General features: G+C 70.5%; 24 protein-coding genes and 1 tRNA gene. 15 read left to right on the top strand and 10 right to left on the bottom strand.

Annotated features, from left to right (window positions below):
* Positions 1-49: 49 nt before the first annotated feature.
* From F6X53_RS04865 to F6X53_RS04855, 3 genes are read right to left on the bottom strand one after another with little or no spacing between them, the layout of a single operon-like run.
* Positions 50-880 (bottom strand): ABC transporter substrate-binding protein, encoded by an 831-nt coding sequence (locus tag F6X53_RS04865; protein ID WP_150997744.1) that lies wholly within the window; start codon positions 878-880, stop codon positions 50-52.
* A complete protein-coding gene (locus F6X53_RS04860; RefSeq protein ID WP_150997742.1) occupies positions 853-1,590 on the bottom strand; it encodes an ABC transporter ATP-binding protein in 738 nt (245 codons plus the stop codon). Before F6X53_RS04860 ends, F6X53_RS04865 begins: the two co-directional genes overlap by 28 nt.
* Positions 1,587-2,282 (bottom strand): ABC transporter permease, encoded by a 696-nt coding sequence (locus tag F6X53_RS04855; protein ID WP_150997740.1) that lies wholly within the window; start codon positions 2,280-2,282, stop codon positions 1,587-1,589. The genes F6X53_RS04860 and F6X53_RS04855 overlap by 4 nt, the downstream gene beginning before the upstream one ends.
* 103 nt (positions 2,283-2,385) lie before the next feature.
* On the opposite strand from F6X53_RS04855, the gene F6X53_RS04850 reads away from it, so the two are divergent.
* Positions 2,386-3,375 carry a substrate-binding domain-containing protein gene (locus tag F6X53_RS04850; RefSeq protein ID WP_150997738.1) on the top strand — a complete coding sequence of 330 codons (990 nt, stop codon included), beginning with the start codon at positions 2,386-2,388 and terminating at the stop codon, positions 3,373-3,375.
* A 72-nt stretch (positions 3,376-3,447) separates the two neighbouring features.
* On the opposite strand, the gene F6X53_RS04845 is transcribed toward F6X53_RS04850, so the two are convergent.
* Genes F6X53_RS04845 through F6X53_RS04830 form a run of 4 tightly spaced genes read right to left on the bottom strand, consistent with a single transcriptional unit; the run spans position 3,448 to position 8,405 of the window.
* Positions 3,448-4,701, bottom strand: a complete 1,254-nt coding sequence (locus tag F6X53_RS04845; protein ID WP_150997735.1) for a molybdopterin molybdotransferase MoeA — start codon at positions 4,699-4,701, stop codon at positions 3,448-3,450.
* On the bottom strand, positions 4,685-5,224 hold the full coding sequence (gene mobB, locus F6X53_RS04840) for a molybdopterin-guanine dinucleotide biosynthesis protein B (RefSeq protein ID WP_150997814.1): 540 nt from the start codon (positions 5,222-5,224) through the stop codon (positions 4,685-4,687). The genes F6X53_RS04845 and mobB overlap by 17 nt, the downstream gene beginning before the upstream one ends.
* Before the next feature lie 24 nt (positions 5,225-5,248).
* Positions 5,249-7,237, bottom strand: a complete 1,989-nt coding sequence (locus F6X53_RS04835; RefSeq protein WP_244965523.1) for a molybdopterin biosynthesis protein — start codon at positions 7,235-7,237, stop codon at positions 5,249-5,251.
* A 49-nt stretch (positions 7,238-7,286) separates the two neighbouring features.
* On the bottom strand, positions 7,287-8,405 hold the full coding sequence (locus F6X53_RS04830; RefSeq protein ID WP_244965522.1) for a molybdopterin-binding protein: 1,119 nt from the start codon (positions 8,403-8,405) through the stop codon (positions 7,287-7,289).
* A gap of 197 nt (positions 8,406-8,602) precedes the next feature.
* Between F6X53_RS04830 and F6X53_RS04825 the strand changes: the two genes are divergently transcribed.
* Complete coding sequence (locus F6X53_RS04825) at positions 8,603-9,937, top strand: c-type cytochrome (protein ID WP_150997733.1); 1,335 nt, start codon at positions 8,603-8,605, stop codon at positions 9,935-9,937.
* A 388-nt stretch (positions 9,938-10,325) separates the two neighbouring features.
* Positions 10,326-12,017, top strand: coding sequence for a methyl-accepting chemotaxis protein (locus F6X53_RS04820; RefSeq protein WP_150997731.1), 1,692 nt, complete (start codon positions 10,326-10,328; stop codon positions 12,015-12,017).
* Positions 12,018-12,076: 59 nt separating this feature from the next.
* Here the strand turns inward: F6X53_RS04820 and F6X53_RS04815 are convergent, their stop codons facing one another.
* Entirely contained in the window at positions 12,077-14,089 is a 2,013-nt protein-coding gene (locus tag F6X53_RS04815; RefSeq protein ID WP_150997729.1) for a 4Fe-4S binding protein, read from the bottom strand.
* Between the two features lie 159 nt (positions 14,090-14,248).
* On the opposite strand from F6X53_RS04815, the gene F6X53_RS04810 reads away from it, so the two are divergent.
* From F6X53_RS04810 to F6X53_RS04755, 12 genes are all read left to right on the top strand, one after another.
* A complete protein-coding gene (locus F6X53_RS04810) occupies positions 14,249-14,977 on the top strand; it encodes a biotin/lipoate--protein ligase family protein (protein WP_150997726.1) in 729 nt (242 codons plus the stop codon).
* Entirely contained in the window at positions 14,974-15,546 is a 573-nt protein-coding gene (locus tag F6X53_RS04805) for a DUF6505 family protein (RefSeq protein WP_150997725.1), read from the top strand. The genes F6X53_RS04810 and F6X53_RS04805 overlap by 4 nt, the downstream gene beginning before the upstream one ends.
* On the top strand, positions 15,543-16,547 hold the full coding sequence (locus F6X53_RS04800) for a DUF6352 family protein (RefSeq protein WP_150997723.1): 1,005 nt from the start codon (positions 15,543-15,545) through the stop codon (positions 16,545-16,547). Before F6X53_RS04805 ends, F6X53_RS04800 begins: the two co-directional genes overlap by 4 nt.
* 14 nt (positions 16,548-16,561) lie before the next feature.
* A complete protein-coding gene (locus F6X53_RS04795; protein ID WP_150997808.1) occupies positions 16,562-17,080 on the top strand; it encodes a DUF3305 domain-containing protein in 519 nt (172 codons plus the stop codon).
* Positions 17,077-17,775: a DUF3306 domain-containing protein gene (locus F6X53_RS04790; protein ID WP_150997721.1), complete on the top strand. Its 699-nt coding sequence runs from the start codon at positions 17,077-17,079 to the stop codon at positions 17,773-17,775. Before F6X53_RS04795 ends, F6X53_RS04790 begins: the two co-directional genes overlap by 4 nt.
* Positions 17,776-17,883: 108 nt before the next feature.
* A complete protein-coding gene (locus F6X53_RS04785; protein WP_150997806.1) occupies positions 17,884-18,504 on the top strand; it encodes a TorD/DmsD family molecular chaperone in 621 nt (206 codons plus the stop codon).
* A gap of 66 nt (positions 18,505-18,570) precedes the next feature.
* Positions 18,571-18,789, top strand: a complete 219-nt coding sequence (locus F6X53_RS04780) for a formate dehydrogenase (protein WP_150997719.1) — start codon at positions 18,571-18,573, stop codon at positions 18,787-18,789.
* 7 nt (positions 18,790-18,796) lie between these two features.
* Entirely contained in the window at positions 18,797-21,739 is a 2,943-nt protein-coding gene (locus F6X53_RS04775) for a formate dehydrogenase subunit alpha (protein ID WP_150997718.1), read from the top strand.
* A 15-nt stretch (positions 21,740-21,754) separates the two neighbouring features.
* Positions 21,755-22,351 carry a formate dehydrogenase FDH3 subunit beta gene (fdh3B, locus tag F6X53_RS04770; protein WP_150997716.1) on the top strand — a complete coding sequence of 199 codons (597 nt, stop codon included), beginning with the start codon at positions 21,755-21,757 and terminating at the stop codon, positions 22,349-22,351.
* Between the two features lie 44 nt (positions 22,352-22,395).
* Positions 22,396-23,412: a formate dehydrogenase subunit gamma gene (locus tag F6X53_RS04765; protein WP_150997714.1), complete on the top strand. Its 1,017-nt coding sequence runs from the start codon at positions 22,396-22,398 to the stop codon at positions 23,410-23,412.
* A 45-nt stretch (positions 23,413-23,457) separates the two neighbouring features.
* Positions 23,458-23,679, top strand: coding sequence for a hypothetical protein (locus tag F6X53_RS04760; RefSeq protein WP_150997712.1), 222 nt, complete (start codon positions 23,458-23,460; stop codon positions 23,677-23,679).
* Positions 23,680-23,733: 54 nt separating this feature from the next.
* Positions 23,734-24,279, top strand: coding sequence for a hypothetical protein (locus F6X53_RS04755; protein ID WP_150997710.1), 546 nt, complete (start codon positions 23,734-23,736; stop codon positions 24,277-24,279).
* Between the two features lie 497 nt (positions 24,280-24,776).
* Here F6X53_RS04755 and F6X53_RS04750 read toward each other — a convergent pair.
* Together F6X53_RS04750 and F6X53_RS04745 are read right to left on the bottom strand one after the other, a co-directional pair.
* A tRNA-Thr gene (locus F6X53_RS04750) sits at positions 24,777-24,851 on the bottom strand.
* Positions 24,852-25,004: 153 nt separating this feature from the next.
* A complete protein-coding gene (locus tag F6X53_RS04745; protein WP_150997708.1) occupies positions 25,005-25,463 on the bottom strand; it encodes an NUDIX hydrolase in 459 nt (152 codons plus the stop codon).
* Positions 25,464-25,793: the final 330 nt, after the last annotated feature.

Genomic DNA, 25,793 nt, shown 5'->3' with positions numbered 1-25,793 from the left:
TGACAATAACCGGATGATTCTCGCGTCGTGTCCGTGCGATCCGGGCGGCTCAGGACTTGCCCGGAACCGCGTTGGGGAAGAACAGCTGCTCGCCCTCGATTCTGTAGCCCACGATGTCGCGCTGGCCCTCGGGCGAGATCAGCCAGTCGATGAAGGCCTGGCCCTCCTTCACCTTCACCTGCGGGTGCTTCGCGGGGTTCACCAGCATCACGCCGTATTGGTTGAACAGGCGCTTGTCGCCCTGGACCAGCACGGCGAGGTCGCCGCGATTCTTGAAGGAGAGCCAGGTGCCGCGGTCGCTCAGCAGGTAGGCGTTGCTGGCCGAGGCGGTGTTCAGCGCCGGGCCCATGCCCTGGCCGACATCCCTGTACCATTCGCCCCGGACCGCCCCGAGATCGATGCCCGCATCCTTCCAGTAGCGCAGCTCCGCCGCGTGCGTGCCGGAGCGGTCGCCGCGCGAGACGAAGGGCGCCTTGGCCTCGGCGATCTTGCGCAGGGCCCGCGTCACGTCCTGGCCCGCCGCGCCGGCCGGGTCGGCCTTGGGGCCGATGATGACGAAGTCGTTGTACATGACGTCGTGGCGCTTCACGCCCGCGCCCTCGGCCAGGAACGTCTCCTCGGCCGCCTTGTCGTGCACGAACACCACGTCGGCGTCGCCGCGCCGGCCCACATCGAGGGCCTGCCCGGTGCCGAGCGCCACCACCTTCACGGCGATGCCGGTCCGCTCGGTGAATTTCGGCAGCAGGTACCGGAACAGGCCCGATTGCTCGGTCGAGGTGGTCGAGGCCACCGTGATCGAGGCCTGATCGGCGGCCGCCGCCGGCCCGAGGATGACGCTGGCGAGCGCGAGGCTCAGGAGGCTGCGGCGTAGGCGGTCCATGGGAGTTCCCCCGTGAGATAGGCGCGGGCTTGCGCGGATTTCGGCTTGAACAGGATCTGGGCGGTCGGGCCGTGCTCGACGGCGCGGCCCTGGGCCAGCACGACCACGTCGTCGGCGAGCCGCGCGACCTGGCCGAGATTGTGGGAGACGAGGATCACCTTTGTGCCGCCCCGGGCGATCTCGGCCATCAGGGTCTCGATCCGCTCGGTGGCGGCCGGGTCGAGGCTGGCGCTCGGCTCGTCGAGGAGAAGCAGCTGCGGTTCGGTCACGAGGGCGCGCGCGAGGGCGAGGCGCTGCTGCTCGCCGCCCGAGAGCCGGGTCGCCGGGTCGGCGGCCCGGTCGAGGAGCCCGACGCGGGCGAGCGCCCGCTCCGTGAGCGCCCGGCGCTCGCGCCGCCTCAATCCGAGGGGCGCCAGCGCCAGATCGACGTTGCGGGCCGCGCTCGCGCGCAGCAAGGCCGGGCGCTGGAACACGAAGGCACGGCGCACCGGCGCGCCGGCGCCGATCCGGATCGTGCCCGCATCCGGGCGCAGCAACCCGTCGATCAGGCGCAGGGTCACGCTCTTGCCCGCCCCGTTCGGGCCGATCAGGGCGGTAATGCCGGGGGTCGTGATCGTCGCGTCGAGGCCGTCGATGATGGTCTTGGGCCCGGCCCGGTAGACCAGCCCGTCGAGGCGCAGGGGCAGGGAGGGGGAGGGCGCCGCGCTCATCCGTAGGCCCGGACGGCATAGGCCCGCAGCACGGTGGCGGCGGCGTTCACCACGAGGACGAGGCCCATCAGCACGAGCCCGAGGGCGAGCGCCAGGGCGAGGTCGCCCTTCTGGGTCTCCAGAGAGATCGCGGTCGTCAGGGTGCGGGTGAAGCCGTCGATATTGCCGCCGACGACCAGGACGGCGCCGATCTCCGAGATCGCCCGGCCGAAGGCCGCCAGGATCGCGGTGACGAGGGAGAAGCGCACGTCGAAGACGAGAAGCCCGGCCCGGCGCCAGGGCGAGAGCCGGAGCGAGCGGAGCTGGTCCCCGAGATGGGCCTCGGCATCGGCCACGATCTGCCGCGTGAGGGCGGCGATCAGGGGCGTCACCAGCACCGCCTGGGCCGTCACCATCGCGGAGGGTGTGAAGAGCAGGCCGAAGGGCCCGAGGGGGCCGGAGCGGGAGAGCAGCAGGTAGATCACCAGGCCGACGATGACCGGCGGCAGACCCATGCTGGCATTGAGGAGGCCGACCAGAACCTGCCGCCCGGGAAAGCGCACCACCGCCACCAGCGCCCCGAGGGGGACGCCGGCAACCGCCCCGATCAGCACCGCCGTGAGGCTGACGCGCAGCGACAGCCAGGCGATCGCCAGAACCTCATGGTCGAGGCGCGCCAGCCGCGCGACGCTGTCCGCCAGGGTGTCGAGCATGGTTCTGCCTGCGGGGTCTCTCGCTCACGGATGTCCGCTGCTGCGCGGATACGAAGGTCATGATATCCCGCTCGTCGGCATTTCAATAGGAAAGCCGTTGCATATGAAGCTTTCCCTCTCGGTCGCGGGCCATCTTCGGCTCGCCGAGTGCGACATCGCCCTCGAACCCGTCTTCGCGCTGCTCGACGCGGTGGCGCGGGAGCGCTCGGTCCAGGCGGCGGCCCGCGGCCTCGGCGTCTCCTACCGCTCGGCCTGGGGCCGGATCGCGAGCTTGGAGGCCGCCCTCGGGCGCCCGGTCGCGGTCAAGACCAAGGGCCACGGCTCGGCCCTGACGCCGTTCGGCGAGGCCCTGCGCGAGGCCCTGGCTGACGCCTTCGCGTCCTGCGCGCCGGCTTTGCGGGCGAGCGAGGCGCGGCTCGCCGCGCGCCTCACGCCCCTGCTCGGCCTCGGATCTCCCGTCCTCCGCCTCGCCGTCAGCCACGACACCCTGTTGTCGGCCGCGCTCGCCGGCCGGCCGGAATTCGAGGTCACGATCGCCGGCAGCGCCGAGGCCCTCGCCCGGCTCGCGTCCGGCGAAGCCGATGCGGCGGGCTTTCATTTCGGGGCGCGCTCCCCTGAGCCCGGCTCGCCCTTCCGGGCGGTGTTCGAGGATGCCGCGCTCACCGTGAGGCCGCTGTTCCTGCGCGAGCAGGGGCTGATCTGCGCGGCCGGCAACCCCCTCGGCCTCGATTCCATCGCCGATATCGCCCGCACGGGGGCGCGCTTCGTCAACCGCCAGCGGGGTGCGGGCACGCGCCTCTGGTTCGAGCGCCTCTGCCGCGAGGCGGGCTTGCGCCCCGATGCCATCAGGGGCGCGGAGAGCGAGGAATTCACCCACCAAGCCGTCGCGGCGATCATCGCCTCGGGGGCGGCCGATAGCGGCATGGGCACCCGCGCGGTGGCGGCCCGCTTCGGCCTCGCCTTCACGCCGCTGGGGGAGGAAACTTACTACCTCGCAGCGCGCGCGGGAGCGGATGCGCAGGCCCTGGCGCTCCTCGTGGCGCGGATCGAGGCGGCGTTGCCCGAGACCCTGGGCTACGCGCCGGCCGCCTGACGGTGCCGGGTTTGGCGGCGCGGAGCGCGAATCCGCCCCGGCGCTCCGGGACGAGGCCGCGCGAGGCTCGGCTCACCAGAGCAGAGCGTGGGGATGGAACGACACGACGTCGCCGACGCTCAAGCCGCTGGCGGCGTCGGCGAGTTCGAGGAGGCCGTCGCTCCCGGTGAGCGAGGTGATCACCCCGGCCCCGTCGCGCGGGTACTTCACCGCCTCCACGATTCCATCCTCGCCCCGGCGCAGGCTGACCCGGACATATTCGCGCCGACCGGTCTTCTTCTTGTAGGCGAAGGCCGACCGCACCGGCTGGGGCAGGGGCGGCGCGTAATCGGCGCCTCCGAGCCGGGCCAGGATCGGCCGCACCACGAAGAGCAGGGTGACGTAGACCGCGACGGGGTTGCCGGGCAGGCCGATGAAGGGCGTGCCCGCGATCACCCCCATGGCGACGGGCCGGCCGGGCTTGATCGCGAGGCGCCAAAAGACCAGCCGGCCCGAGGCTTCGACCGCACCCTTGACGTGGTCCTCCTCGCCGGTCGAGACGCCGCCCGAGGTGAGGATGAGATCGTGGCTCCGGGCGGCCTCCGGCAGGCGCGCGCGCAGCGCCGCCGGGTCGTCGCGCAGGATGCCGAGATCGCTGACCTCGGCCCCGAGGCGCCGCAGCAGGGCGGCGAGCAGGATCCGGTTCGAATCGTGGATCGCCCCCGGGGGCAGGCGCGCGCCGGGCTCGGCGAGTTCGTTGCCGGTGGAGAAGATCGCGACGCGCAGGCGCCGGCGCACCGGCAGGGTGTCGAGGCCGACGGCGGCGGCGAGCGCGAGGTCCTGCGGCGTCAGGCGCCGCCCGGCCGGGATCGCCACGGCGCCGCGCGCCAGGTCCTCGCCGGCCGGCCGGCAATTGGCGCCCCGCTTCAGCCCCGGCGGCAGGCCGACCTGGTCGCCCGCGACGCGCACATCCTCCTGCATGAACACCGTGTCGGCATCCCCCGGCATCGGCGCGCCGGTGAAGATGCGCACGGCCGCCCCCGCCGCCGCGATCGCCTCCGCCGAGGCGCCCGCCGCGAGCCGGCCGCGCACGGGCAGCAGCGTCTCGCCGGCTTCCGCCAGGTCGGAGAAGCGCACGGCGTAGCCGTCGACCGCCGAGTTCATGAAGGGCGGCAGGTCGATTTCCGCGTGCAGGTCCTCGGCGGCGATGCGCCCGTCGGCCTCGGCCAGCGGCACCGTCTCGCGCTCCGAGAGCGTCGGCAGCCGCGCCCCGATCAGCGCGACCGCCTCCTCGACGCTCATCAGGGGCCCGCCGAAGGCGAAGCAATCGTCAGTCAGCTGCGCCATGCCGGTCCAGCCTTTCCAGAACCTCGGTGATCGGCTCGGCCCGCGCGAGCACGAGATCCGCGATGGCCGCGACATCGTCGAGATCGACGACCGGAACGCCCGCCTCGGGGAAGCCGGTATCGCTCGCCACCGCGACGATGCGGTCGTCGCCCCCGTGAAGGGGCGGGCGGCCGTTCGCCGCGCGGAACACTTCGAGCTTCGGGTGCGGCTGGCGCTTGAAGCCCTCGACCAGCACCAGGTCGCAGGGGCTGAGGCGGCGCAGCAGGTCGGCGAGGCCCGCCTCCGGCCTGTCGCCGAGTTCGTGGATCTGGGCCCAGCGCCGGGATGACGCGATGATCACCTCGCTGGCCCCGGCCTCCCGGTGGACGAAGGAATCCTTGCCCGGCCGGTCGATCTCGAACTCGTGGTGGGCGTGTTTCAGGGTCGCGACCCTGAGACCCCGCCGGGTCAGCGCCGGGATCAGCCTGGCCAAGAGCGTGGTCTTGCCGGCCCCGCTCCAGCCCGCGAGCCCGATCACCCGCATGGTGTTGTCCGTCGACGTGCCCATTCAGGCCTCCTCGCCGCGGCTGAAGCCGAGGCCGGCGAGGTCGGCGCGCGTCCCGGGCTCGTCGAGGAGCGCCAGGAAGGCCGAGAGCGCCGGGCCGTCGCGTCGCTCCTCCCGGTAGGCGAGGTCGTAATGTTCCTGGGTCAGCGGCAGGAAGCCGAGCCCGTAGGCGCGGGCCACGCCCTCGATCGCCACGCCCCAATCAGCCCGGCCCTGCGCCACCGCCGCCGCCACCGCGTTGTGGGAGCGGGGCTGGTTCCAGAAGCCGGCGGGCCGGACGCCCTTCAGCAGACCCTCGACGAGGAGGCGGGTGCCCGAGCCGGTGTTGCGGTTGACCATGACCGAATCCGCATCCGCCAGGATCGCCCGCACCGCCGCCTCCGCGCAGGCGCCGGAAAAGCGCGGGTCGTCCGCACGGTGGACCACGCCCTGCATTCGCCGCCAGCCCGGCGCGAGGCGCAGGCCGGCGCCGAGGAAGGGCGTGTTGTAGAGGCCGCTGGCGGGGTCGAGGAGATGCATCGCCGCGAGGTCGCACTCGCCCCGCTTCAGCGCCGCTAGGCCGCCCGAGGAGCCGACCCAGAGGGTGCGGGCCCGGATCCCGCGCTCGGCCAGCCGCCCGACCAGCCGGTCGAGGCCGAGGCAATGGCTGCCCACGATGGTGAGGTCGGGGGGCTTCACGCCCGCGCCGAGGCGGGTCAGCGCCACGCGCTCGCCGGCCTCGAGGCCGGCGCGGTTGGCCGGCACCGCGAAGAACCCGTCCGCCTGCGAGAAGGCCGTGACCGAGCCCGAGCCCTTGGGCAGGGGCAGGGCCATGAGCCCGTCCGGCCCCGGCGCCAGCGAGGCCATCACGAATTCCATGCGGCCGAGCTCGGAACCCAGCCGCTGCGGCAGGGTCGCGGAGACGGTGGCCTCCTCGCGCGGCGCCAGCCCGGCCATCGCCCGGATCAGCGGCACCACGAATTCGTGGAAGGTGAACATCGCCGAGGTCGGGAAGCCCGGCAGCACCACGATCGCCTTGCCCTGCGCCATCGCGAGGCAGAGGGGCTTGCCGGGCTTGAGCGCGACGCCGTGGACCAGGATCCCGGGTTCGCCGAGGCGCGACAGGATGCGGTGCGAGACATCGCCCGCGCCCTTCGAGGTGCCCCCCGACAGCACGACGAGGTCGCAGGTCGCGAGGCTCTCGCGGATCGCCGCCTCGAGGGCCGCCTCGTCGTCCGGCACGATGCCGCGCGCCAGAGCCGCGCCGCCATTCTCGATGACGGAGGCGGCCACGATCGCCCCGTTCGAATCGTAGATCGCGCCGGGCCGCAGGGTCTCGCCCGGCGCCACCAGCTCGTCGCCGGTCGACAACACCGCCACGCGCGGGCGCCGCACCACCGGAACGCGCGCGAGCCCGCAGGCGGCGAGCATGCCGATCTCGCGGGCGGTGATGAGGCTCGCGCGGCGCAGCACCGTCTCGCCGAGCGCCATGTCGGCGCCGGCGCTGCCGATGAACTGGCCGGGCCCCGCCGGCCGGACGAGCTCGATCGCGGGGGCGCCGTCATGCTTGAGGAACTCCGTATGCTCCACCATCACCACCGCGTCGGCGCCGCGCGGGATGACGCCGCCGGTGGCGATCGGGGTCGCGGTGCCGGCCGCGACCGCGAGCGCCGGGGCGGTGCCGCAGGCCAGGATCTCGGGATTGAGGGCGAGGCGCACCGGGCTCGCCTCGCCGGCGCCCGCGCTGTCGGCGGCCCGGATCGCGAAGCCGTCGACGAGGGAGCGGTCGAAGGGCGGCACGTCGATCGGCGAGGCGATGTCCTCGGCCAGGACCCGGCCGAGGGACTCCGCCAGCCCCACGGGCTCCGCCGGCAGGCTCGCATGCGGCACCGCCGCGCGGAACCGCGCCAGCGCGTCCTCGCGCGAGAGTACGGTGAGGAACTGTTCCTGCCGGGCGACCGCCGCGAGGCGGTCGAGGAAGGCGGCGTCGGGCACGATCGGGCTCTGGCTCACGGGGCTCGGATCTTCACGAGGGCGGTACGCATCAAGGGCGCTGATCCCGTCACAGGGGCAGGATCTCGACCGGGGTCCCGTCGGGATAGCCCTCCCGCTCCGGCGGAACCAGGACGGCCCCTCGTGCCAGCAGGAGCCGGGCGAGGGCAAGCTCGGCGCCGCCGAGCGGCGTGACGCCGCCCTCGACCGGCGCCACGAACACGATCTCGCTGAGCCCGATCACCGAGGTGAGCTTGCGGGACAGGATCGCGGTGGTCGCGGGCACCGGCGCGGCCCCGGTCAACCCGGCGAGCAGCGGGCGCCCGAGGGCCAGGAAGGCCGCCAGCATCGCTTCCGGCCGGCCGGGCAGGAGCAGCACCGGCATCGCGCCGACCCGCCCGAACCCGGAGGTCTCCCCGGGCCGCAGGGCGAGCCCGTGCCCGTCGAGGCGCCCGGCCCGCGCCAGGGCATCCGCGGCCCCGTCCGTGCGGCCGAATCCGGTGCCGCCGACGACCAGGAGCGCGTCGGCCGCGAGGCCGCGCAGCGTGTCCGCGAGCCCCACGACCGCGCCGGGCGCTTCCGTGACGGAGCTGACCCGCCCGCCCGCGCCCGCCACGAGCCAGGTCAGGGCGGCCGCGCGCGCCTCCGGCCCGTCGCGCCGCCCGGCGCCGGTGAGCACGACCGCGATGCGGGGAACGCGGATCGGGATGTCGCGCAGGCCGGCCTCCGCCAGCGCGAGCGCCTGCGGCGCGCTCACCCGCTCGCCCGCCCGGATCAGCGTCCGGCCCGCCGCGAGGTCGCCCGCGACGGGGCGCGTCCCGTCGCCAGGGGCGGCGTCCGCCACGATCTCGGCCAGCGGCCCGGACAGGTCGACGGCCTCGGCGGGCAGCAGGGTGTCGGCGGCCTCGGGCAGCGCCTCCCCGGATTCGAGCCAGGACGGCGCCCGCTGAAGGAGGATCGGCGCGTAGGGCGAGGCGCCGGTGATCTCGGCGGATGCGACGGCCCAGCCGTCGCGCAACGCGGTCCGGGTCCGGGGCCGGGCGATCGCCGCCGTGACGTCGTCCGCGCTGACGCAGCCGACGGCTTCGGCCAGCGGGACGGCGCGCGCCGAGACCGGCGCGAGCCCGTCGCGCAGGCGCGCCAGGGCCTCGCAGAGCGGCATCAGGGCCGCGGAACTCGCCCTTGCCATTCGCGCCCTCCTGTCCTCCGGGCGCGCGACGGCGCCGGAACGGCCCGGGGCTTGGGCCATCTCGGCCCGGCGATCAAGTCCGCGCCCCATCCCTGAGGTTGCACCTGCGCCCGATATCCCTGCGCCGATCCGCCGGACGACAGGCCGCCCCGGCCTCGGCTATGGTCCGGGCGCTCCGCCTTTCGTTTCGAGACGACATGCCGCTGATCCGCGTCCGCCCGCACCGCCTCGCCCTCCTGCTCGCGGCGATCAGGTCGATCGCGGCGATTGGCCCGATCGCGGCGATCGGCCTGATCGAACCCGCCAGCGCGCAGATGCGCGGGCATGGCGGGCCGGTCCGGGCGCTTGCGGCGACGCCGGACGGCGCGCGGGCGATCTCGGGCAGCTTCGACCAATCGGCGATCCTCTGGTCGATCGAGACCGGCGCGGCGACCCAGGTGCTTCGCTTCCACGAGGGCGCCGTCAACGCCGTGGCGGTTCTGCCCGAGGGGCGCTTCGCCACCGGCGGCGAGGATGGCCGCATCGCCCTCTGGCAGCCGGGCGAGGCCGACCCGATCCGGGTCTTCCAGGACCATGCCGGTCCGGTCGTCGGCCTCGCGGTCTCGCCGGACGGGCTCGGCCTCGCCTCCGCCTCCTGGGACGGCACGGCCCGGCTGCGCCCCGTCGCGGGCGGCGCGGCCATCGCCTATGACGGCCACAAGGGCAACGTCAACGCGGTGGCGTTCCTGCCCGACGGCCGCCTCGTCAGCGCCGGCTACGACGCCACCCTGCGGATCTGGCCGCGGGCGGGCGAGGACGAACCTGCGCGGATCGTCACCCTGCCGAGCCCCCTCAACACGGTGGCGGCGGCGCGTGACGGCGAGATCGTGACGGCGGGGGCGGACAGCGTCCTGCGGATCCTCAGACCGGATGGCAGCGTGCGGGTCGCGCTGGAACTCGCCCCGAACCCCGTCATCGCGGTCGCGCTCTCGCCGGACGGGACCCGGATCGCCGCCGCCACGATCGGGGGCGCTGTGGCGGTCGTCGACCGGGCCTCGGCCAAGTCCGTGTTCAATCTCGTCGGGCCGGGGCTGCCGGTCTGGTCGCTCGCCTTTCGGTCGGATGCGGAACTCGTCACCGGGGGCGGGGACCGGATGATCCGCCGCTGGGACATGCGGAACGGCGAGCCGATCGGCAGCCTCGCGATGGCGCGTCCGCAGGATGAGCTGGCGCGCTTTGCCGGGGAGCCGGGCGCGGCGGTGTTCCAGGCCTGCGCCGCCTGCCACAGCCTGACGCCGGACGGCGGCAACCGGGCCGGGCCGACGCTCAGCGGCGTCTTCGGCCGGCGCATCGCCACCGCCGAGGGCTACCGTTTCTCCGAGGCCTTGAGGAAGCTCGACATCGTCTGGAACGCCGAGACCATCGCCAAGCTCTTCGAGGTCGGGCCGTCCCGCTACACCCCAGGCACCAAGATGCCGGATCAGACGGTCAACAGCGCCGCCGACCGCGAGGCGCTGGTGCGCTTTCTCGAGAAGGCGACGCAAACACCCTGATCGGGCGCTCGCGTCACGGCCCGAGGGGGAGCATTTATGCGCCGGTTCGCGCGCAAGCAAATGGGCGGTTTTCGACGAATTTTCTCAGCGGCGCACTCGACGAAAACACTAATAGCTCAAACCAATGCCGTTCATCCCGGCGCAAGACCGCTGAATGTAACGGCCCTTTAAGCGTGAGGCCAGATATTGTCCTGGCGTGGCCGCCGGGAAAGCTGCCGCGATCCGAAACACAGGTTCGTCCCCCATCACATTCGCCGCGGAACCGAATGTCGGCCTTGCCGGCCCGTCGACGCGACGCGTTTCGGCCACGGCCCGCTCTCCGGCGCGCCCCCGGCCTCCCGAACCCCGTTCAATCCCTCCCTGAAACACGCGGAATCTGGGGCAATCGATGAATCTCCTCTCGCGCATCTCGATCCTCAACAAGATCGGAGCCGTCATCGCCCTGATCGCCGTGATCGTCGGCAGCTGCATCTGGTATGCCCAGATGCGGATGAGCGCCATCGACGTTGCCTATAGTCAGTTCTTCGCCCGGGAATCGCGGGGCGTCGACAGCGCGCGTCGCCTCAACCGGCTGATCTTCGAACTGAACTACTACGTCTACCGCACCATCGCGGAGACGGATGCCGAGCAGATCAAGCAAGCCAATGCCGGCTTCGTGGCGGCGCTGCCGAATGTCGACAAGACCCTGAAGATCCTGCGGCAACAGGCACCTGATTTCGCGACGCGGATCGACGAACAGGCCGAGCGGCTGGCGCGCTTCGTCTCGGGGGTGACCGAGGTGCGCCGGCTGGCGAGCCTCAACCAGAACGACCAGGCGATCGATCTCGTGCATCGCACGATCGATCCGACCTTCGACGCGCTGGCGACGGCGGGGATGCAACTCGGCGACGACATCGGCAAGTACCTGCAGGAGGGGGCCGACAATCTCAGCAATCAGACCCAGGCCACGCGCTGGAACCTGATGGTCTCCAGCGCGCTCGGGATGCTCGTCGGGCTGGGTGCCGCCATCGCGATCGTCATCCTGGGCATCACGCGGCCCGTCGCCGGTCTCGTGGCGGTTCTCCAGCGCATGGCGCGCGGCGAGATCGACGCGGAGATCAAGGAGGCGGCGCGCCGGGACGAGATCGGGGCGGTGGGCCGGGCCGTCGACGGCATCAAGACCATGGTTGCCCAGAAGGCCGCCGAGCAGGCCGAGATCAAGCGCATCGCCGATACGGCCACCGCCGCCGCGCGCCGCCGCACCATGATCGACCTCGCGGATGATTTCGAGCGCGCGGTCGGGGGCATCGTCGGCCAGGTCTCGTCCTCCGCCACCGAGCTCCAGGCCACCGCCGAGCAGATGACGAGCACCGCCAGCCAGGCCGCGAGCCAGTCGACCAATGCCGCCGTCGCCGCCGAGGAGGCATCCACCAATGTCGGCACCGTCGCGACCGCCGCCGAGGAACTCGGCGCCTCCGTGCAGGAGATCGGCCGGCAGGTCTCCGGCTCCGCCGACCTCGCCCAGGTCGCCGTCACCGAATCCGACGAGACGGCCCGCCTCGTTCACGAGCTGAGCCAGGCGGCCACGAAGGTCGGCGACGTCGTCAGCCTGATCTCCAGCATCGCCGGACAGACCAATTTGCTGGCGCTCAACGCCACGATCGAGGCGGCGCGCGCCGGCGAGGCGGGACGGGGCTTTGCCGTGGTGGCGACGGAGGTCAAGGAACTGGCGAGCCAGACGGCGCGGGCGACCGGCGAGATCTCGAGCCAGATCAGCCAGATCCAGGGCGCGACCGGCCAGGCGGTGCGGGCGATCGGGACGATCTCGGGCCGGATCCGCGAGATCAACGCGGTGGCGACCACGATCGCGGCGGCGGTGGAGGAGCAGGGCGCGGCGACCCAGGAGATCGTCCGCAACGTCTCCCAGGCCTCGGCCGGCACCAGCGAGGTCACCCGCAACATCGCGGGCGTGGCGGGGGCTGCCGAGGAGACGGGGGCCGCCGCCGCCCAGGTCCTGGCCTCGGCCTCCGAATTGTCGCGCCAATCCGAGCATCTCGGCTCAGAGGTGCAGCGCTTCCTCGCGACCGTGCGCGCCGCCTGAGATCGGGCGGCGCTCCGGCCGGGCGGCGCGGGTCGGAACGGGGCTCCGGGGGGCGGGGCTCAGGCCGTCTCGCCGGCCTTCTCGGCCCGCTCGCGCAGGTAATCCTCGCTGGTGCGGGGTCTCGCCCGCTCCGGCCCGGCATGCGGATCGAATCCCTGGTTGTAGGCGTCCTCGACGCGGCAATCCTCGCACATCATCAGCGAGCGGATACGGGCCTCGCCGGCCGCGCCCGCGAACATCCAGTGGTTGCCCCGAAGCTTCTCGATGACCCGCTCGACCGTGCTGCGGGTGCCGAAGGCCTTGCCGCAGGCGACGCAGTCGAAGGGCTCCTCTTCCTTGACGATCCGCCGCGGCGCGGCCCAGGCGGCGAAATCGACCTGCGGCGTCAGGCTGATCACGTCCTCCGGACAGGTCGCCGCGCAGAGGCCGCACTGGACGCAGAGGGATTCCTCGAAGGCGAGGAGCGGCCGGTCGGCGCTGTCCGACAGGGCATGGGTCGGGCAGGCGCCGACGCAGGCGAGGCAGAGGGTGCAGGCCTCCGTGCGGAAATCGAGGCCGCCGAAGGGCGCGCCGGCCGCGAGCGGCACCAGCGGGACCGGCGTGGGCGCCGCGACCTGCATCTCGCGAAAGCTGACGCGCAGCACGCTGCGCTTGTCCCCCACCGGCTCGAAGCCGGCAGGCCTCGGTGTGGGGGTTCCGCGCCGCGCCGAACGGAGCGCCGCCCCGAGGGCGTCGGGATCGTCGGTCTCGATCACGCCCACGACGGTGCCGGCCTCGGCCTCCCCCGCGTCCGGACCGTAGCCGAGCCCGCGCGCGAGGGTGCCGGCGAGCGTCACCGTCCGGTGCAGGCTCGCCAAGTCGTGCTTCGGCCGGGCGCGGGCGAGCACCTGCGCGCCGACCGCCCCGTAGGCGAAGAGCGCCGCGAAGGCCTCGGGGCCGATCTGCGTGACCTCGTTGACCCGCACCGGCAGGATGTGGGCTGGCAGACCCTCGCCGAAGCGGCCGAGGGCGTGGAGCAGCGGCTCGCCGTGATCGCCGTCGTGGAACAGCACGATGCCGTCGCGGCCCCCGGCCTGCCCGTAGGCCAGCATCAGAGTGCGCAGGCGGCGCATTAGCGCGTCGGCCGGGGGCAGCGCGTAGGCGGCCGCGCCCGTCGGGCAGGTCGCGGCGCAATTGCCGCAACCGGCGCAGATATAGGGATCGATCGCCACGTGGTCGCCGGCGGGCGTGATGGCGCCGGTCGGGCAGACCTCGAGGCAGCGGGTGCAGCCGGTGATGCGCGAGCGCGAATGGGCGCAGAGATCCGGGTGGAACTCGACGAAGCGCGGCTTGTCGAAGGTGCCGACGAGGTGGGAGGCCTCGAACAGCAGCCGCTCGACGGCGGCCGGATCGCGCGGATCGGCGCGCAGGTAGCCGCTGCGGGTCTCGTGAGCCGGGAAGAGCGGCGTGCCCCCCGTGAGGTCGATCACGAGGTCGCAGGTCGAGGTGGCGCCGTCGCGGGGCGCACCGAAGCGCAGGGCCTCGCGGGAGGAGGGGCTCGGCACGGCATAATCGTCGATGCGCAGCGAGAAGGCGCCGAGATGGCCCGTGGCGGCCGTCACCGTGCCGTGCAGGACCGGGAACTCGGCCCGCGCCGGCGGGGCCACGTCGCCCGGCCGGCTGAGCAGCACCGTGATGTCGAGATGATCCGCGAGGCGGCGGCCCGCCTCGATCGCGGCCTCGTCGCGGCCATAGACCAGCGCGACGCCGGCGCTCTCCAGGGTGACGAGCTTGGTCTCGGCCTGCGGCTCGGCCGCCGCCGCGAGCAGGGCCGCCATCTTGGGGCCCGCCGCCGCGCCCTCGCGCGACCAGCCCGCCATCTCGCGGATATTCGCGTAGCGCACCCGGTCGGCGGCGCCCTCCGCCTCGGCGATCTCATCGAACAGGGGCGCCTGCAGGGTGCAGGACACGGTGAGGGGCGCGCCGGTCGCCAGGGCGGCACGGAAGCGCTCGATCTCACGCCCGCAGAGCTGGTCCGCGGTCTCGAGGCGCCCGCCGCAGCCGCGCGCGAGGCTGCCGCCGTCGAGCGCCATGGTCTTCTCGCAGGAACACGCGATCACCAACCGGTCGGACACTGTGTCATCCCCAAAAGCGCGAGCCTGTGGCCTGCACGTGCTTGTCGCGGGCTCTTATACTCGAATAGGTCCAAACTGCGATTCCACAGATGGGCGCAGCCTTTACGCGACGCAACGATGACCGGGTCCGACAGGGAACTTGACGGGACGCCCTTCGTCCTGCCGCCGCTCTTCACGAGCGTGGCCGCGCCGAGCCCCGGCGCGGTGTTCGCGCAGGCCTGCGCCCTCGCTCACCCCGACGCCGTCGGCACCCTGGTCTTCGCCGATGACGGGCGCGACCTCGCCTTCGCGGTGGTGCTGGGCCCGGCCGAGCCCCTGCGCACGGCGCGGCGCGCCTTCCTGGTCTGCATGAACGCGCTCGCGGATGGGGTCGGCGCCCACGCGCCCCCCGAGAAGGCGATCCGCTTCGACTGGCCGGACGTGCTCCGCTTCAACGAGGCGATCCTGGGCGGCGGCCGCCTCGCCTGGCCCGAGGATTGCGCGGAGGATGCGGTGCCGGATTGGCTGGTCTTCGGTGCCAGCCTGATCGTCTCGAAACGCCACGCGGGCGATCCCGGCCTGACGCCGGATTCCACCTCCGTCGAGGAGGAGGGGTTCGAGGTCGAGGACCGCAGATCGTTCATGAAGAGTTCCGCGCAGTTCCTGATGAAGTCCTTCGAGATCTGGACCGAGGACGGCTTCGCGCCGCTGGCCGACGCCTACCTGTCGCGCCTCTCCGGCGACACCGCCCCCCGCGGCATCAGCGAGACCGGCGACTGCATCACCGGCGACCGCATCCTCCCCCTCCGGCCGGCGCTGGAGGCCGTTGCCTGGCTCGACCCCGCGACCGGGAGCCCCCGCCTGTGAGCGTCCTCAAGCTGCCGCGTACGCTGCGGCTCGACCCGTCCGACACCTTCGTGTTCGCCCATCCGGCCGAGCCCGGGGAATGGGCGGTGACCGGTTCGTTCCTGTTCTTCGACGTTGATCCGACAGCACTTTCCGCCAAGGAGCGCGCCGCCTTCCGGTCCGGTTTCGTCGGGGTCGAGTCCTTCGGCTTCTCCACCTTGGTGGTCGTCAGCGAGGCGAGCGAGGCCGAGCGCGAGGCGGCGATCGCCGCGCTCGCGCGCCACATCCACGACAGGCTCGGCGCCCCCGATCTCGAGACCGCCCGCGCGGCCGCCCGCGAGGAGATCGCCGTCGCGGCCTCCCTCTGCACGCCGCCGGTCAACACCGTGATCGCGATGAACCGCAGCCTCGAACAGGGCGCGCTGAAGGAGCGCTTCCGCACCCTGCAGCGGCGCGCCGGTCCCGCCGGCGCCGACCCGCTCCACGCGCAAGCCCGCGCCTTCACCTTCGTGGAGACCGACGAGGAGCCCGAGGAGGCGGTCGATCTCCTCGGGCTGATGGCGCCAGGACAGGACAAGGGACGGGCATGACCGAGTTCTGGGTTTCGAGCGGGCACCACCTCGCCGGGCGGACCGAGAGCGGCGGTCTCGCGGTCACCGACGCGCTGCTGCTCGCCTATCTGGCGCGACCGGAACTGGTGCCGCCGGAGGATGCCTGTCCGGCCGAGCGCGCGCTCCACGCACGCCTTCTCGCGGATCCGCGCCGGCCGGTGTCGCGCGCGGAGATCGCGGGTCTCGCCGATCCCGATGCGGTCGAGAACTGGGAGGTGATCCTCGCCTTCCGAAACCGGCTCATCACGGCCCGCTCCATTGAGGCCGCCTATCTCGATCTCGTTCGCGGCGATCTCGCGGGCACGCCCGCACTCTTCCTCAACCAGCTCGTCCACCTGATCCTCCGCAATGCCCTCGATGGCTGCGACGATCCCTACGTGCTGCGGGCGGCGGAGCTGTTTTTTCGGCCTCAGCGGGTCTCGATCGGCAAGGATGCGACTCTGCTCGCCGATGCCGAAATCATCGAGGCCCGCGAGGCGGGGCCAACTCAGTCTCCCCTGATGGCGATGTTCGGCCACGAGCCGGCCTCGGAACTCGACGTGCTCACGGACGAGACGGCCTGGACCTATTGGAGCCGCTCCGACGCCTTCACGATGGCACTGAACCTTTCAGCCAACCCGAAGAGCCGGGACGGTCTCGCCCGCGCGATCGAAGCGTGGCTGCGGCACCTCCTGGGACTCGAGGCCCATGTCGAGCCACTGGCGCGGATCGAGGACCGGGACTGGCGCTGGTTCGTCGGGCTCGACGCCGAGGCGACGCGCATCGGAAACGGGCTCTGGCGTGGGGAGCGCGCCGAGTCCGAAGCTCTGACGCGGGTCCTCGCGCTGTTTCGCATGACCATTCCGGATGCCTCGCGCGTTGACCCGAAGGTTGCCGGTCACCCAATCTACCTGCTGCTGGCCATGAACCCGGCCAAGCTCGTGACCCTGAAGCCCCAGAACCTCGTCGCCGGCCTGCCGCTGGCGTCAGGATATGCCTGAGCGGAGATTTGGTGTTGGGAACCACGCCGGTGGATCGCTTCGAGGTTGGGGTGATTGTGGTGAAACGCCGCCTCAACAATCCCTGGGTGTCGCATCAGTGGCTCCCGGTCGGGGCGTTGCCCGCCGTGCCTCCGGTCGCGCCCTGGACGACGCTCGGCTCGACGCCCGATGAGGAGACTTTCTACGCGGGTGCCTGCGAGGTTCGGCTCCACATCGGCGAGACGGCCCATTACCGCGACAATCTCGTGTCCGGTCGGCCAAGCCTCTGGGTGTCGCTGCGGCATGTCGCGGGCGAGGAATACGAGATCGCCAGCGTCACGGCCGATCCCTACGAGGGGGAGGCGATGGCTGAGGGCATCGGCGAGATCGTCGAGCCGGTGCCGATGCCGGAGCCTCTTCAGGCCACGCTCGCGGCCTTCATCGAGGCCTTCCACATCGAGCGCAAGTTCGAGAAGCGCAAGCGCGACAGGGCGGATCCCGAAGCGCTCGCGCGCCGGAATCGTCCGGTCAAGTCGAGCGGAGCGTCGGAATGAGCGGTGGCGACTTTCTCGCGCGCTGGTCCCGTCGGAAGCGCGACGTTGCGGAGCACGAGGCGACGCGGCCCGTCTCGACGAATTCCACCTCGTCCGACGAAGCCGTCGCCGACGCGTCCGGTACCGAACCTGCCGATGCCGTTGAGGCAGGGGAGGGGGTGGCGCTGACGCCGGAGGAAATCGCCCGGCTTCCGGCCCTCGACGACCTCCGTGTTGACACCGACCTGATCCAGTTCCTGCGAAAGGGTGTTCCGCGCCTGCTCCGGAACGCCGCCCTGCGGCGGATGTGGACCCTCGATCCGGGCATCCGCGATTACGTCAGCGAAGCGCGGGACTATGCCTATGACTGGAACATGGTCGGCGGCGTCCCGGGCTATGGGCCGCTCCTGCCGAGCGACGACGTTGGCGCCATGCTCAAGCAGATCGTCGGAGGATTGCCTGAGGCAAGGGACGCCGCTGAGGCGCCGCGGGACAGGGGGATCGCAGACGCGACGACGGCTTCCGCGACCGCCGAGGCCGCACTGCACGAGCAGATCGAGGCTGCCACCCTCGAAGCACCGGAAGATGCGAAACACATCGCGCCGGCAGCTACGCAGGGCGACGCACCTTTAATCCCAACGAATGATGGGCTGTCTCGAAACAAAATCGAGGCTGTGTCACCTGTGCGACGTCATGGCAGCGCGATTCCGATTTGAATCGCTCAAAACTGAGATTGCGAGTGTCTGGAACGCGTTTATAATGTGCACAATGAATACGGTCCGCGGGACGCTCGCGGGTTGAGGGATGTCATGCAGCCGGGTGGGATGTCGGGTGAAATCCGAGCTGAAAACGGCCCCGGTGCGATGAGGGCTGTCGATGAGATCGACCTCCTGCGTGCCCGGCATTATGACCTTCTCGCGACGCTTCTCGGGCGTGCGCCGTGCAGTCAGGTTCTCTCTCAAATCTCGGATCTAAGGGGGGACGAGACGGCTCTCGGGCAGGCCCTCGGCGCGCTCGGACAGGCAGCCTGCCGCGTCGAACCGCGGGCGGTGGAACGCGACTACTTTGACGTCTTCATCGGCGTCGGGCGCGGCAAGCTTCTCCCCTACGCCTCCTATTATCTGACTGGCTTCCTGAACGAGCGGCCGCTCGCGCGGGTGCGCGAGGATTTCGGCGAACTGGGGCTCGAGCGAAGCGGCGGGATGAGCGAGCCCGAGGACCACGCCGCGATCTTGCTCGAAGTGATGGCGGGCCTCGCCTCGCAGCGTTTCGATGCCGAGCCTGGCTTCGAGCAGCGCTTCTTCGAGCGGCACCTGAAGCCCTGGGGCATCCGCTTTTTCGAGGACCTCGAGACGTCAGCGGACACGGATTTCTATCGCGCCGTCGGCACGCTCGGGCGAAGCTTCCTTGAGATTGAGGCCGAGGCCTTCGCGCTGGATGCCTGACTTTCGGTTTGAAAGCTTTCGGACGATGCCGGTTGGTGAGAGCATGGTCGGATTGGAGGATTGAGGATGCGACAGGAAAAGAAGAGCGGGATCGGTCGCCGGCAGTTCTTTCGCACCATCGGCGGTGGTTCGGCCGTCGCCGCAGCAACTCTGATCTCGCCGCTCTCGACGTCGGAAGCTCAGGCTTACGATCCGGGCGCGGAGGAGACCAAGGCGCGTTATCGGGAGACCGATCACGTGAAGGCCTTCTACCGCACGAACGGCTACGAGACCTTGCAGAAGTGACATCGCGATGCTGATCAAGCGCAAAAGCGGCGATGCTGGCCGCACGAAACATCAGGCCGTCGTTGCGGGTCTCGCCGCCGGCACCCTCGATCGGCGCGCGTTCCTGCGTCGCTCCGGTCTCGCGGCCGGCGGCCTCGCGGCGGCAGGCTCGATCCAGCTCGGGTCGGTGCGCAAGGCCGAGGCCGCGGGCTCCGCGGTGAGCGGGCCTGATGTCGTCATCAAGAAGAACATCTGCACCCATTGCTCGGTGGGCTGCACCGTGACGGCCGAGGTCGTGAACGGCGTCTGGGTCGGCCAGGAACCGTCCTACGCCAGCCCGATCAATCGCGGCACGCATTGCGCCAAGGGCGCCGCCATCCGGGAGCTCGTTCACAGCGACCGCCGCCTGAAATACCCGATGAAACTGGTCGGGGGTCAGTGGACCCGGGTTTCCTGGGAGCAGGCGATCAACGAAATCGGTGACAAGATTACGGCGATCCGCGAGAAGAACGGCGCCGACGCCGTCTACTGGCTGGGTTCGGCCAAGTTCACCAACGAGGCTTCCTACCTGTTTCGCAAGTTGGGCGCTTTCTGGGGAACGAACTCGGTCGATCACCAGGCGCGCATCTGCCACTCGACCACGGTGGCGGGCGTGGCCAACACCTGGGGCTACGGCGCCCAGACCAATTCCTACAATGATATCCGTAACGCGCGGACGATGATCATCCTCGGCGGCAACCCGGCCGAGGCACACCCGGTCTCCATGCAGCACGTGCTGTCGGGCAAGGAGATCAACCGCGCCAACATGATCGTCATCGATCCGCGCTTCACGCGCACCGCCGCGCATGGCACCGAGTACGTGCGCATCCGCTCCGGCACCGACATTCCGGTGATCTGGGGCATGCTCTGGCACATCTTTCAGAACGGCTGGGAAGACAAGGAATTCATTCGTAAGCGCGTCTACGCCATGGACGATGTCCGCAAGGAAGTCGCCAAGTGGACGCCCGAGGAGGTCGAGCGGGTCTCCGGGGTTCCGGGCGAGCAGCTCAAGCGCGTCGCCGAGCTCTTCGCCAAGGAGAAGCCCTCGACGCTGATCTGGTGCATGGGCGCGACCCAGCACACGGTCGGCACCGCCAATGTCCGGGCTCTGTGCATCCTCTGCCTGGCCACCGGCAATGTCGGCAAGCCGGGCACCGGCGCCAACATCTTCCGCGGGCACACCAACGTTCAGGGCGCGACCGATCTCGGCCTCGATGTGACGTCGCTGCCGCTCTATTACGGGCTCGTCGAGGGTGCCTGGAAGCACTGGGCCCGCGTCTGGGAGGTCGAGTACGACTGGCTGCAATCGCGCTTCGACGAAGTGCCGGCCCAGGCCGGCCGCAAGGCGCGCTCGCGCAAGGAGAACATGGAGGCGCCGGGGATCACCTCGACGCGCTGGTTCGATGCGGTGAACCTGCCGGCCGACCAGGTCGACCAGAAGAGCCCGATCAAGGCCATGATGGTGTTCGGCCATGGCGGCAACACCGTCACGCGCTTGCCCGACGCCATCAAGGGCATGAACAACCTTGAACTTTTGGTCGTCGCCGATCCGCATCCGACGACGTTCGCGGCGCTCGACGCTCGGCAGGACAACACCTACCTGCTGCCGATCTGCACGACGCTCGAATGCGACGGGTCGCGCACGGCTTCGAACCGCTCGCTGCAATGGGGCGAGCAGATCGTGAAACCGGCCTTCGAGTCGAAGTCCGATTACGAGGTGACCTACCTGCTGGCGAAGAAGCTCGGCTTCGCCGACTCGATGTTCAAGAACATCAAGGTCGAGAACAACGTGCCCCTGGCCGAGGATATCCTGCGCGAGATCAACCGCGGCGGCTGGTCCACCGGCTATTGCGGCCAGAGCCCGGAGCGGCTCAAGGCGCATATGAAGAACCAGGCCAAGTTCGACCTCGTGACGCTGCGCGCCCCGAAGGACGATCCGGAGGTCGGCGGCGATTATTACGGCCTGCCCTGGCCCTGCTGGGGCAAGCCCGAGATCCGCCATCCGGGAACCCATATCCTCTACAACAACAACCTCCACGTAAAGGACGGCGGCGGTGCTTTCCGCGCCCGCTTCGGCGTGGAGCGCAACGGCCAGACGCTGCTGGCCGAGGATTCCTTCAGCAAGGGCTCGGACCTGACCGATGGGTACCCCGAGTTCACCATGGGTGTGTTCAAGAAGCTCGGCTGGGACAAGGACCTGACCGCCGAGGAGATGGCGGTCATCACGCGCGTCGGCGGCAACACGATCGACGCGGTGAGCTGGGCCACCGATCTCTCGGGCGGCATCCAGCGCGTCTGCCTGGACCACGGTGTCGTGCCGTATGGAAACGGCAAGGCGCGGGCGAATGCCTGGAACCTGCCCGACCCGGTGCCGGTCCACCGCGAGCCGATCTACACGCCCCGCCCCGACCTCGTGGCAAAGTACCCGACCCGGCCCGACGAGCGCCAGTTCCGGATGCCCAATATCGGTTTCACGGTGCAGAAGGCCGCGGTGGACCGCGAGATCGCGAAGAGCTTCCCGATCATCCTGACCTCGGGCCGGCTCGTGGAATACGAGGGCGGCGGCGAGGAGACGCGCTCGAACCCCTGGCTCGCCGAGCTGCAGCAGGAGATGTTCGTCGAGATCAACACCCAGGATGCGGCGGAGCGCGGCATCAAGGATGGCGCTTGGGTCTGGGTTTCAGGGCCCGAGGATGGGACGCAGGCGAAGGTCAAGGCCCTGGTGACGGAGCGGGTCGGCCGGGGCGTGGCCTTCATGCCCTTCCACTTCTCCGGCTGGTACCAGGGCAAGGACATGCGCCAGTACTACCCGGCCGGCACCGACCCGGTGGTGCTCGGCGAGAGCGTCAACACGATCACCACCTACGGCTTCGATCCCGTCACCGGCATGCAGGAGCCCAAAGCCGCCCTGTGCCAGATCCGCGCGGCGTAAGAGGACGACGTCATCATGGCCCGCATGAAGTTTCTCTGCGACGCGGATCGTTGCATCGAGTGCAACGCCTGCGTCACCGCCTGCAAGAACGAGCACGAGGTGCCCTGGGGCATCAATCGCCGCCGCGTCGTAACGCTCAACGACGGCAAACCCGGCGAGCGCTCCGTCTCGATGGCCTGCATGCATTGCACGGACGCGCCCTGCGCCTCCGTCTGCCCGGTGAACTGCTTCTACACGACCGCGGATGCCGTGGTCCTTCACTCGAAGGATCTCTGCATCGGCTGCGGCTATTGCTTCTACGCCTGTCCGTTCGGCGCTCCGCAATATCCGCGGGTCGGCAATTTCGGCTCGCGCGGCAAGATGGACAAGTGCACGTACTGCACCGGCGGGCCTGAGCCCGACCTCTCGACCATCGAGTACGAGAAATACGGCTCGAACCGCCTCGCCGAGGGCAAGCTGCCGCTCTGCGCCGAGATGTGTTCCACGAAGGCGTTGCTCGCGGGCGACGGCGAGATGATCGCGCAGATCTACCGGGAGCGCGTGATCAAGCGTGGCTACGGATCGGGAGCCTGGGGCTGGAAGACCGCCTACCGCGAGACCGTGGCGATCTGATCGCGGCGGAATCCGAGAAAGGCTTGAAGGGAAGGGAACCGCCGATGCGGCTGGGAACCACGATCAGCAGGACATTCGTCGCCATGATGGCGCTCGTGGCGGTAGCGGCGATCGATGCGCCGGTGCGCGCGCAGGCGCCGACCACCGCCCCGAATCCGACGGCCGACTCGGTGAACGAGGACTTGCTGTTCAAGCAGGATCCGAAGATCCATGGGCGCATCTCGATTCCGGATCAGAAGGCCGCCAACCTGATCCAGCCGCAGGGCCGGGAATGGCGCCTCTTCCATGAGGGTTGGATGCCCTGGATCGGCGCCGCCGCGATCCTCGGCATGATCGCCGCGCTCGCGCTGTTCTTCTTCACGCGAGGTCGGATCAAGCTCGAGCACAGCGAGGAATCCGGCAGGAAAATTCTCCGCTTCAACGGGTTCGAGCGCTTCACGCACTGGATGACGGCGAGTTGCTTCGTGATCCTGGGCCTGTCGGGCCTCAATTACATCTTCGGGAAGCGGCTGTTGATGCCGATCATCGGCCCGGAGGCGTTCGCGACCTTGGCCCAATGGGCGAAGTACAGCCACGTCTATCTGGCCTGGCCCTTCATGCTCGGCATCGTGTTCATGGTCGCGGTCTGGCTCCGGGACAACATTCCGAACAAGATCGACTGGCAATGGATCAAGGCCGGGGGTGGCTTCATCGGCAAGGCGCATCCGCATGCCGAGCGCTTCAACGCGGGCCAGAAGGTCGTGTTCTGGATGGTGACGGGCTTCGGCACGGCGATGGGCATCACCGGCCTGATGATGCTGTTCCCGTTCTACGCCACGGATATCAACGGCATGCAGGTCATGCAGGGCATCCACTCCCTGATCGGCGTGGTCTTCATCGCGGCGATCCTGGCGCACATTTACATCGGGTCTCTCGGCATGGAGGGCGCCTACGACGCCATGGGCAGCGGCAAGGTCGATCTCGCCTGGGCGCGCTCGCACCACGACCTCTGGGTCGAGAAGGAGCAAGCCAAGACCGCGAGCGGCCCGCAATTGCGGCCGCATCAGGCTCCGGCCGAGTAGGGCCGCTTCGGGGGCATCTCAGCGGGGCTGAGATAGGAGACGTCCATGAAAGCGTTCGTTGTTGCCGTGATCTGTGCCGTGGCGCTCGGCATCGCGGCCTCCTACGTCCTGGCCACGAGCCAGAGATTTGCCTGGCAGGCCTTCTCCACCACCTCGACCCGCGTCTCGCAGCCCGGCACCAACCTCGTCGGGCCCCGCTGGACGGGGGACGTGAAGGGGCCTCACGACGAGGTGGCCGGGGACCCGCAATCCGGCAAGCGCTCCTGAGCGCCGCGGCCGCAGACTGACGCAGGGACACCGGCGATGCCGAAGGACCGGATCATGATCGCAAAAGCAGGCTTGGCCCTGGCCGTCTTCCTGAGCCCGATCGCGGCGTCTGCCCAGACCGACCCCGCGCCGAGCGGCGCACGGACCGGCAAGCCCGCCAATATCTGCCAGGAGCTCGTGGCCTTCGTGCACCCGCCGGCACCGGCGGCGCCGGCCGGTTCACCGCCGCCCCAGACGGCGACCGCCGTTCAGGCCCCCGCTCAGGGGCAGCCGGCGCCGACGGCGTCGTCAGCAGCCGGGGAGACCCAGCAGAAATCGGGTCTCAGCGGTCCCGTCACCCAATCCGGACCGGGGGCCTCGGGGCCGCAGGGAGAGGCCCAGAAGGCAGCCCCCGCCGCCCCGCCGCCCGCCGCAACGGCTGCGGGCGCGCCGAAACCCTCGCCCGAAATGATCGAGCAGGCCGATGCCGCCGCGCGGAACAATGATATCGTCGCCTGCCGCGATACGGCGCGGAAGATGCGCATCGCTGGCATGGCGCTTCCCGCGCCGCTCCTCGCGCTCACGGCGCTCGACCTGAAGTATCTGCAGGCCGCGCGCTAGGATCGATCCGAACAAGCGATCTCCGAAGCGTTTTCAGTTCCTGGCAGACCTTCGCGCTCGAGTGTGTCCGCGCGGGCTCGTTTTCCGCTCGGGCACAGAAGCGCGCGCGCAAGCTTCGGCATGAGGCACCATGTCGATCGGTTCGAGCCCCTAGCCGGTATCGACCCGTGGTGAGCGGCCTGCCGGATTGCTCTGAGCTTCCGCCGTCGGGCTCCGGCGTGCCCTCTCGGAGGCGATCTGGAGCCTGCGCCGCATCCGGACCGGGGCCCACCCGCCCCGCACCACCGGCAGGGCCTGGCGGATCTATCCAGTCCGTGCCACGGGTGCTGACAGCATGGGGCGGGGATGGGCGGCCCAGGCGCCGCATCCACCTCGCAGGAATCTGCATTGTGATGGCGCGAGCGGGCTTGCGAACGCGTTCTGCGGCCGTAATGGCCCGCAGCGAGATCGGCCGGATCTGGCGCGCATCTGACTGATGGAACGTGATCAGGAATAACTGGTGCTGCGAGGGGGGATCGAACCCACGACCTCCTCATTACCAATGAGGTGCTCTACCACTGAGCTACCGCAGCATGGGGCGGAGGGCGCTGAGCGCTTCCGTCCGACCGGGTGGGGGATTAGCGGATCGGGATCGGCTTGGCAATCGTCTGAATGCACGGTTCTGTCGATCCTCCGCCGCATGGTTCGACGGCAACACCCGCGCGCAGCATCGCTTCGGTGCAATCTCAGTCGGGCAGGCCGGCTTCGCGCCTCAGGGCCGCTCGGATGATGCCCGCGAGGCCCGCCTCGGCGACCGCCTCGGCGGCCTCGGAGGGGGTGAACCAGCGGTTCTCGCGCTCGTGCTGCTCGGGCCAGCGCTTGAGCTGCTTGCGCACTTCGAGGGGGAACACCTTGACCTGGCACAGGACCGAGTCCCGGTTCTTGAGGCGCTTATCGTAGAGATAGAAGCCGAGGGGGCGCTTGCCGACATGGCCGATGACGCCGGCCTCCTCATAGGCCTCGCGGGCGGCGGCCTCGTAGGGTTTGCGCCCCTTCATGGGCCAGCCCTTCGGTATCACCCAGCGCCGGCTCTCGCGGGAGGTGACGAGGAGAACGGTGTAGCTGCCGTCCCCGTCCCGTCGGAACGGCAGGGCGCCCACTTGCCGTCTCGGCTCGCGCTCGCTGTCACCGGGTTGTGTCGTCATGATCCGAAAACGATGACCTCGCTGCGAGGAGTTAGGCGCGCGATGCTCCAGGCCGGCCCATCCGCACCCTGACGCGGCGCCTGATCCCATCCGGAGATCCGCCCGGCCCCACCCATCCCGATGGAGCGACGCGGTGGATGACGGTCCAGCGCGATCCGGGCCATGACGTTTCGCGGAAGAGAGAGAACGGAACGGCCCGCGACCGTCCCCGTTCCCCAAATAGGCGGAAGGCCGGGCCGCCTCAACCGAAATTTATCCGGCAAACGAACGCGGCCGATCAAGACCCTACAGGAGCGCGCCGACAGCCGCATGACAGGGAAGGGCATTGCG

The sequence above is a fragment of the Methylobacterium soli genome (assembly GCF_008806385.1).
Classification (GTDB): Bacteria; Pseudomonadota; Alphaproteobacteria; order Rhizobiales; family Beijerinckiaceae; genus Methylobacterium; species Methylobacterium soli.
The sequence above is the reverse complement of the archived record's forward strand: the minus strand, read 5'-3'. Positions and strand labels throughout refer to the sequence as shown.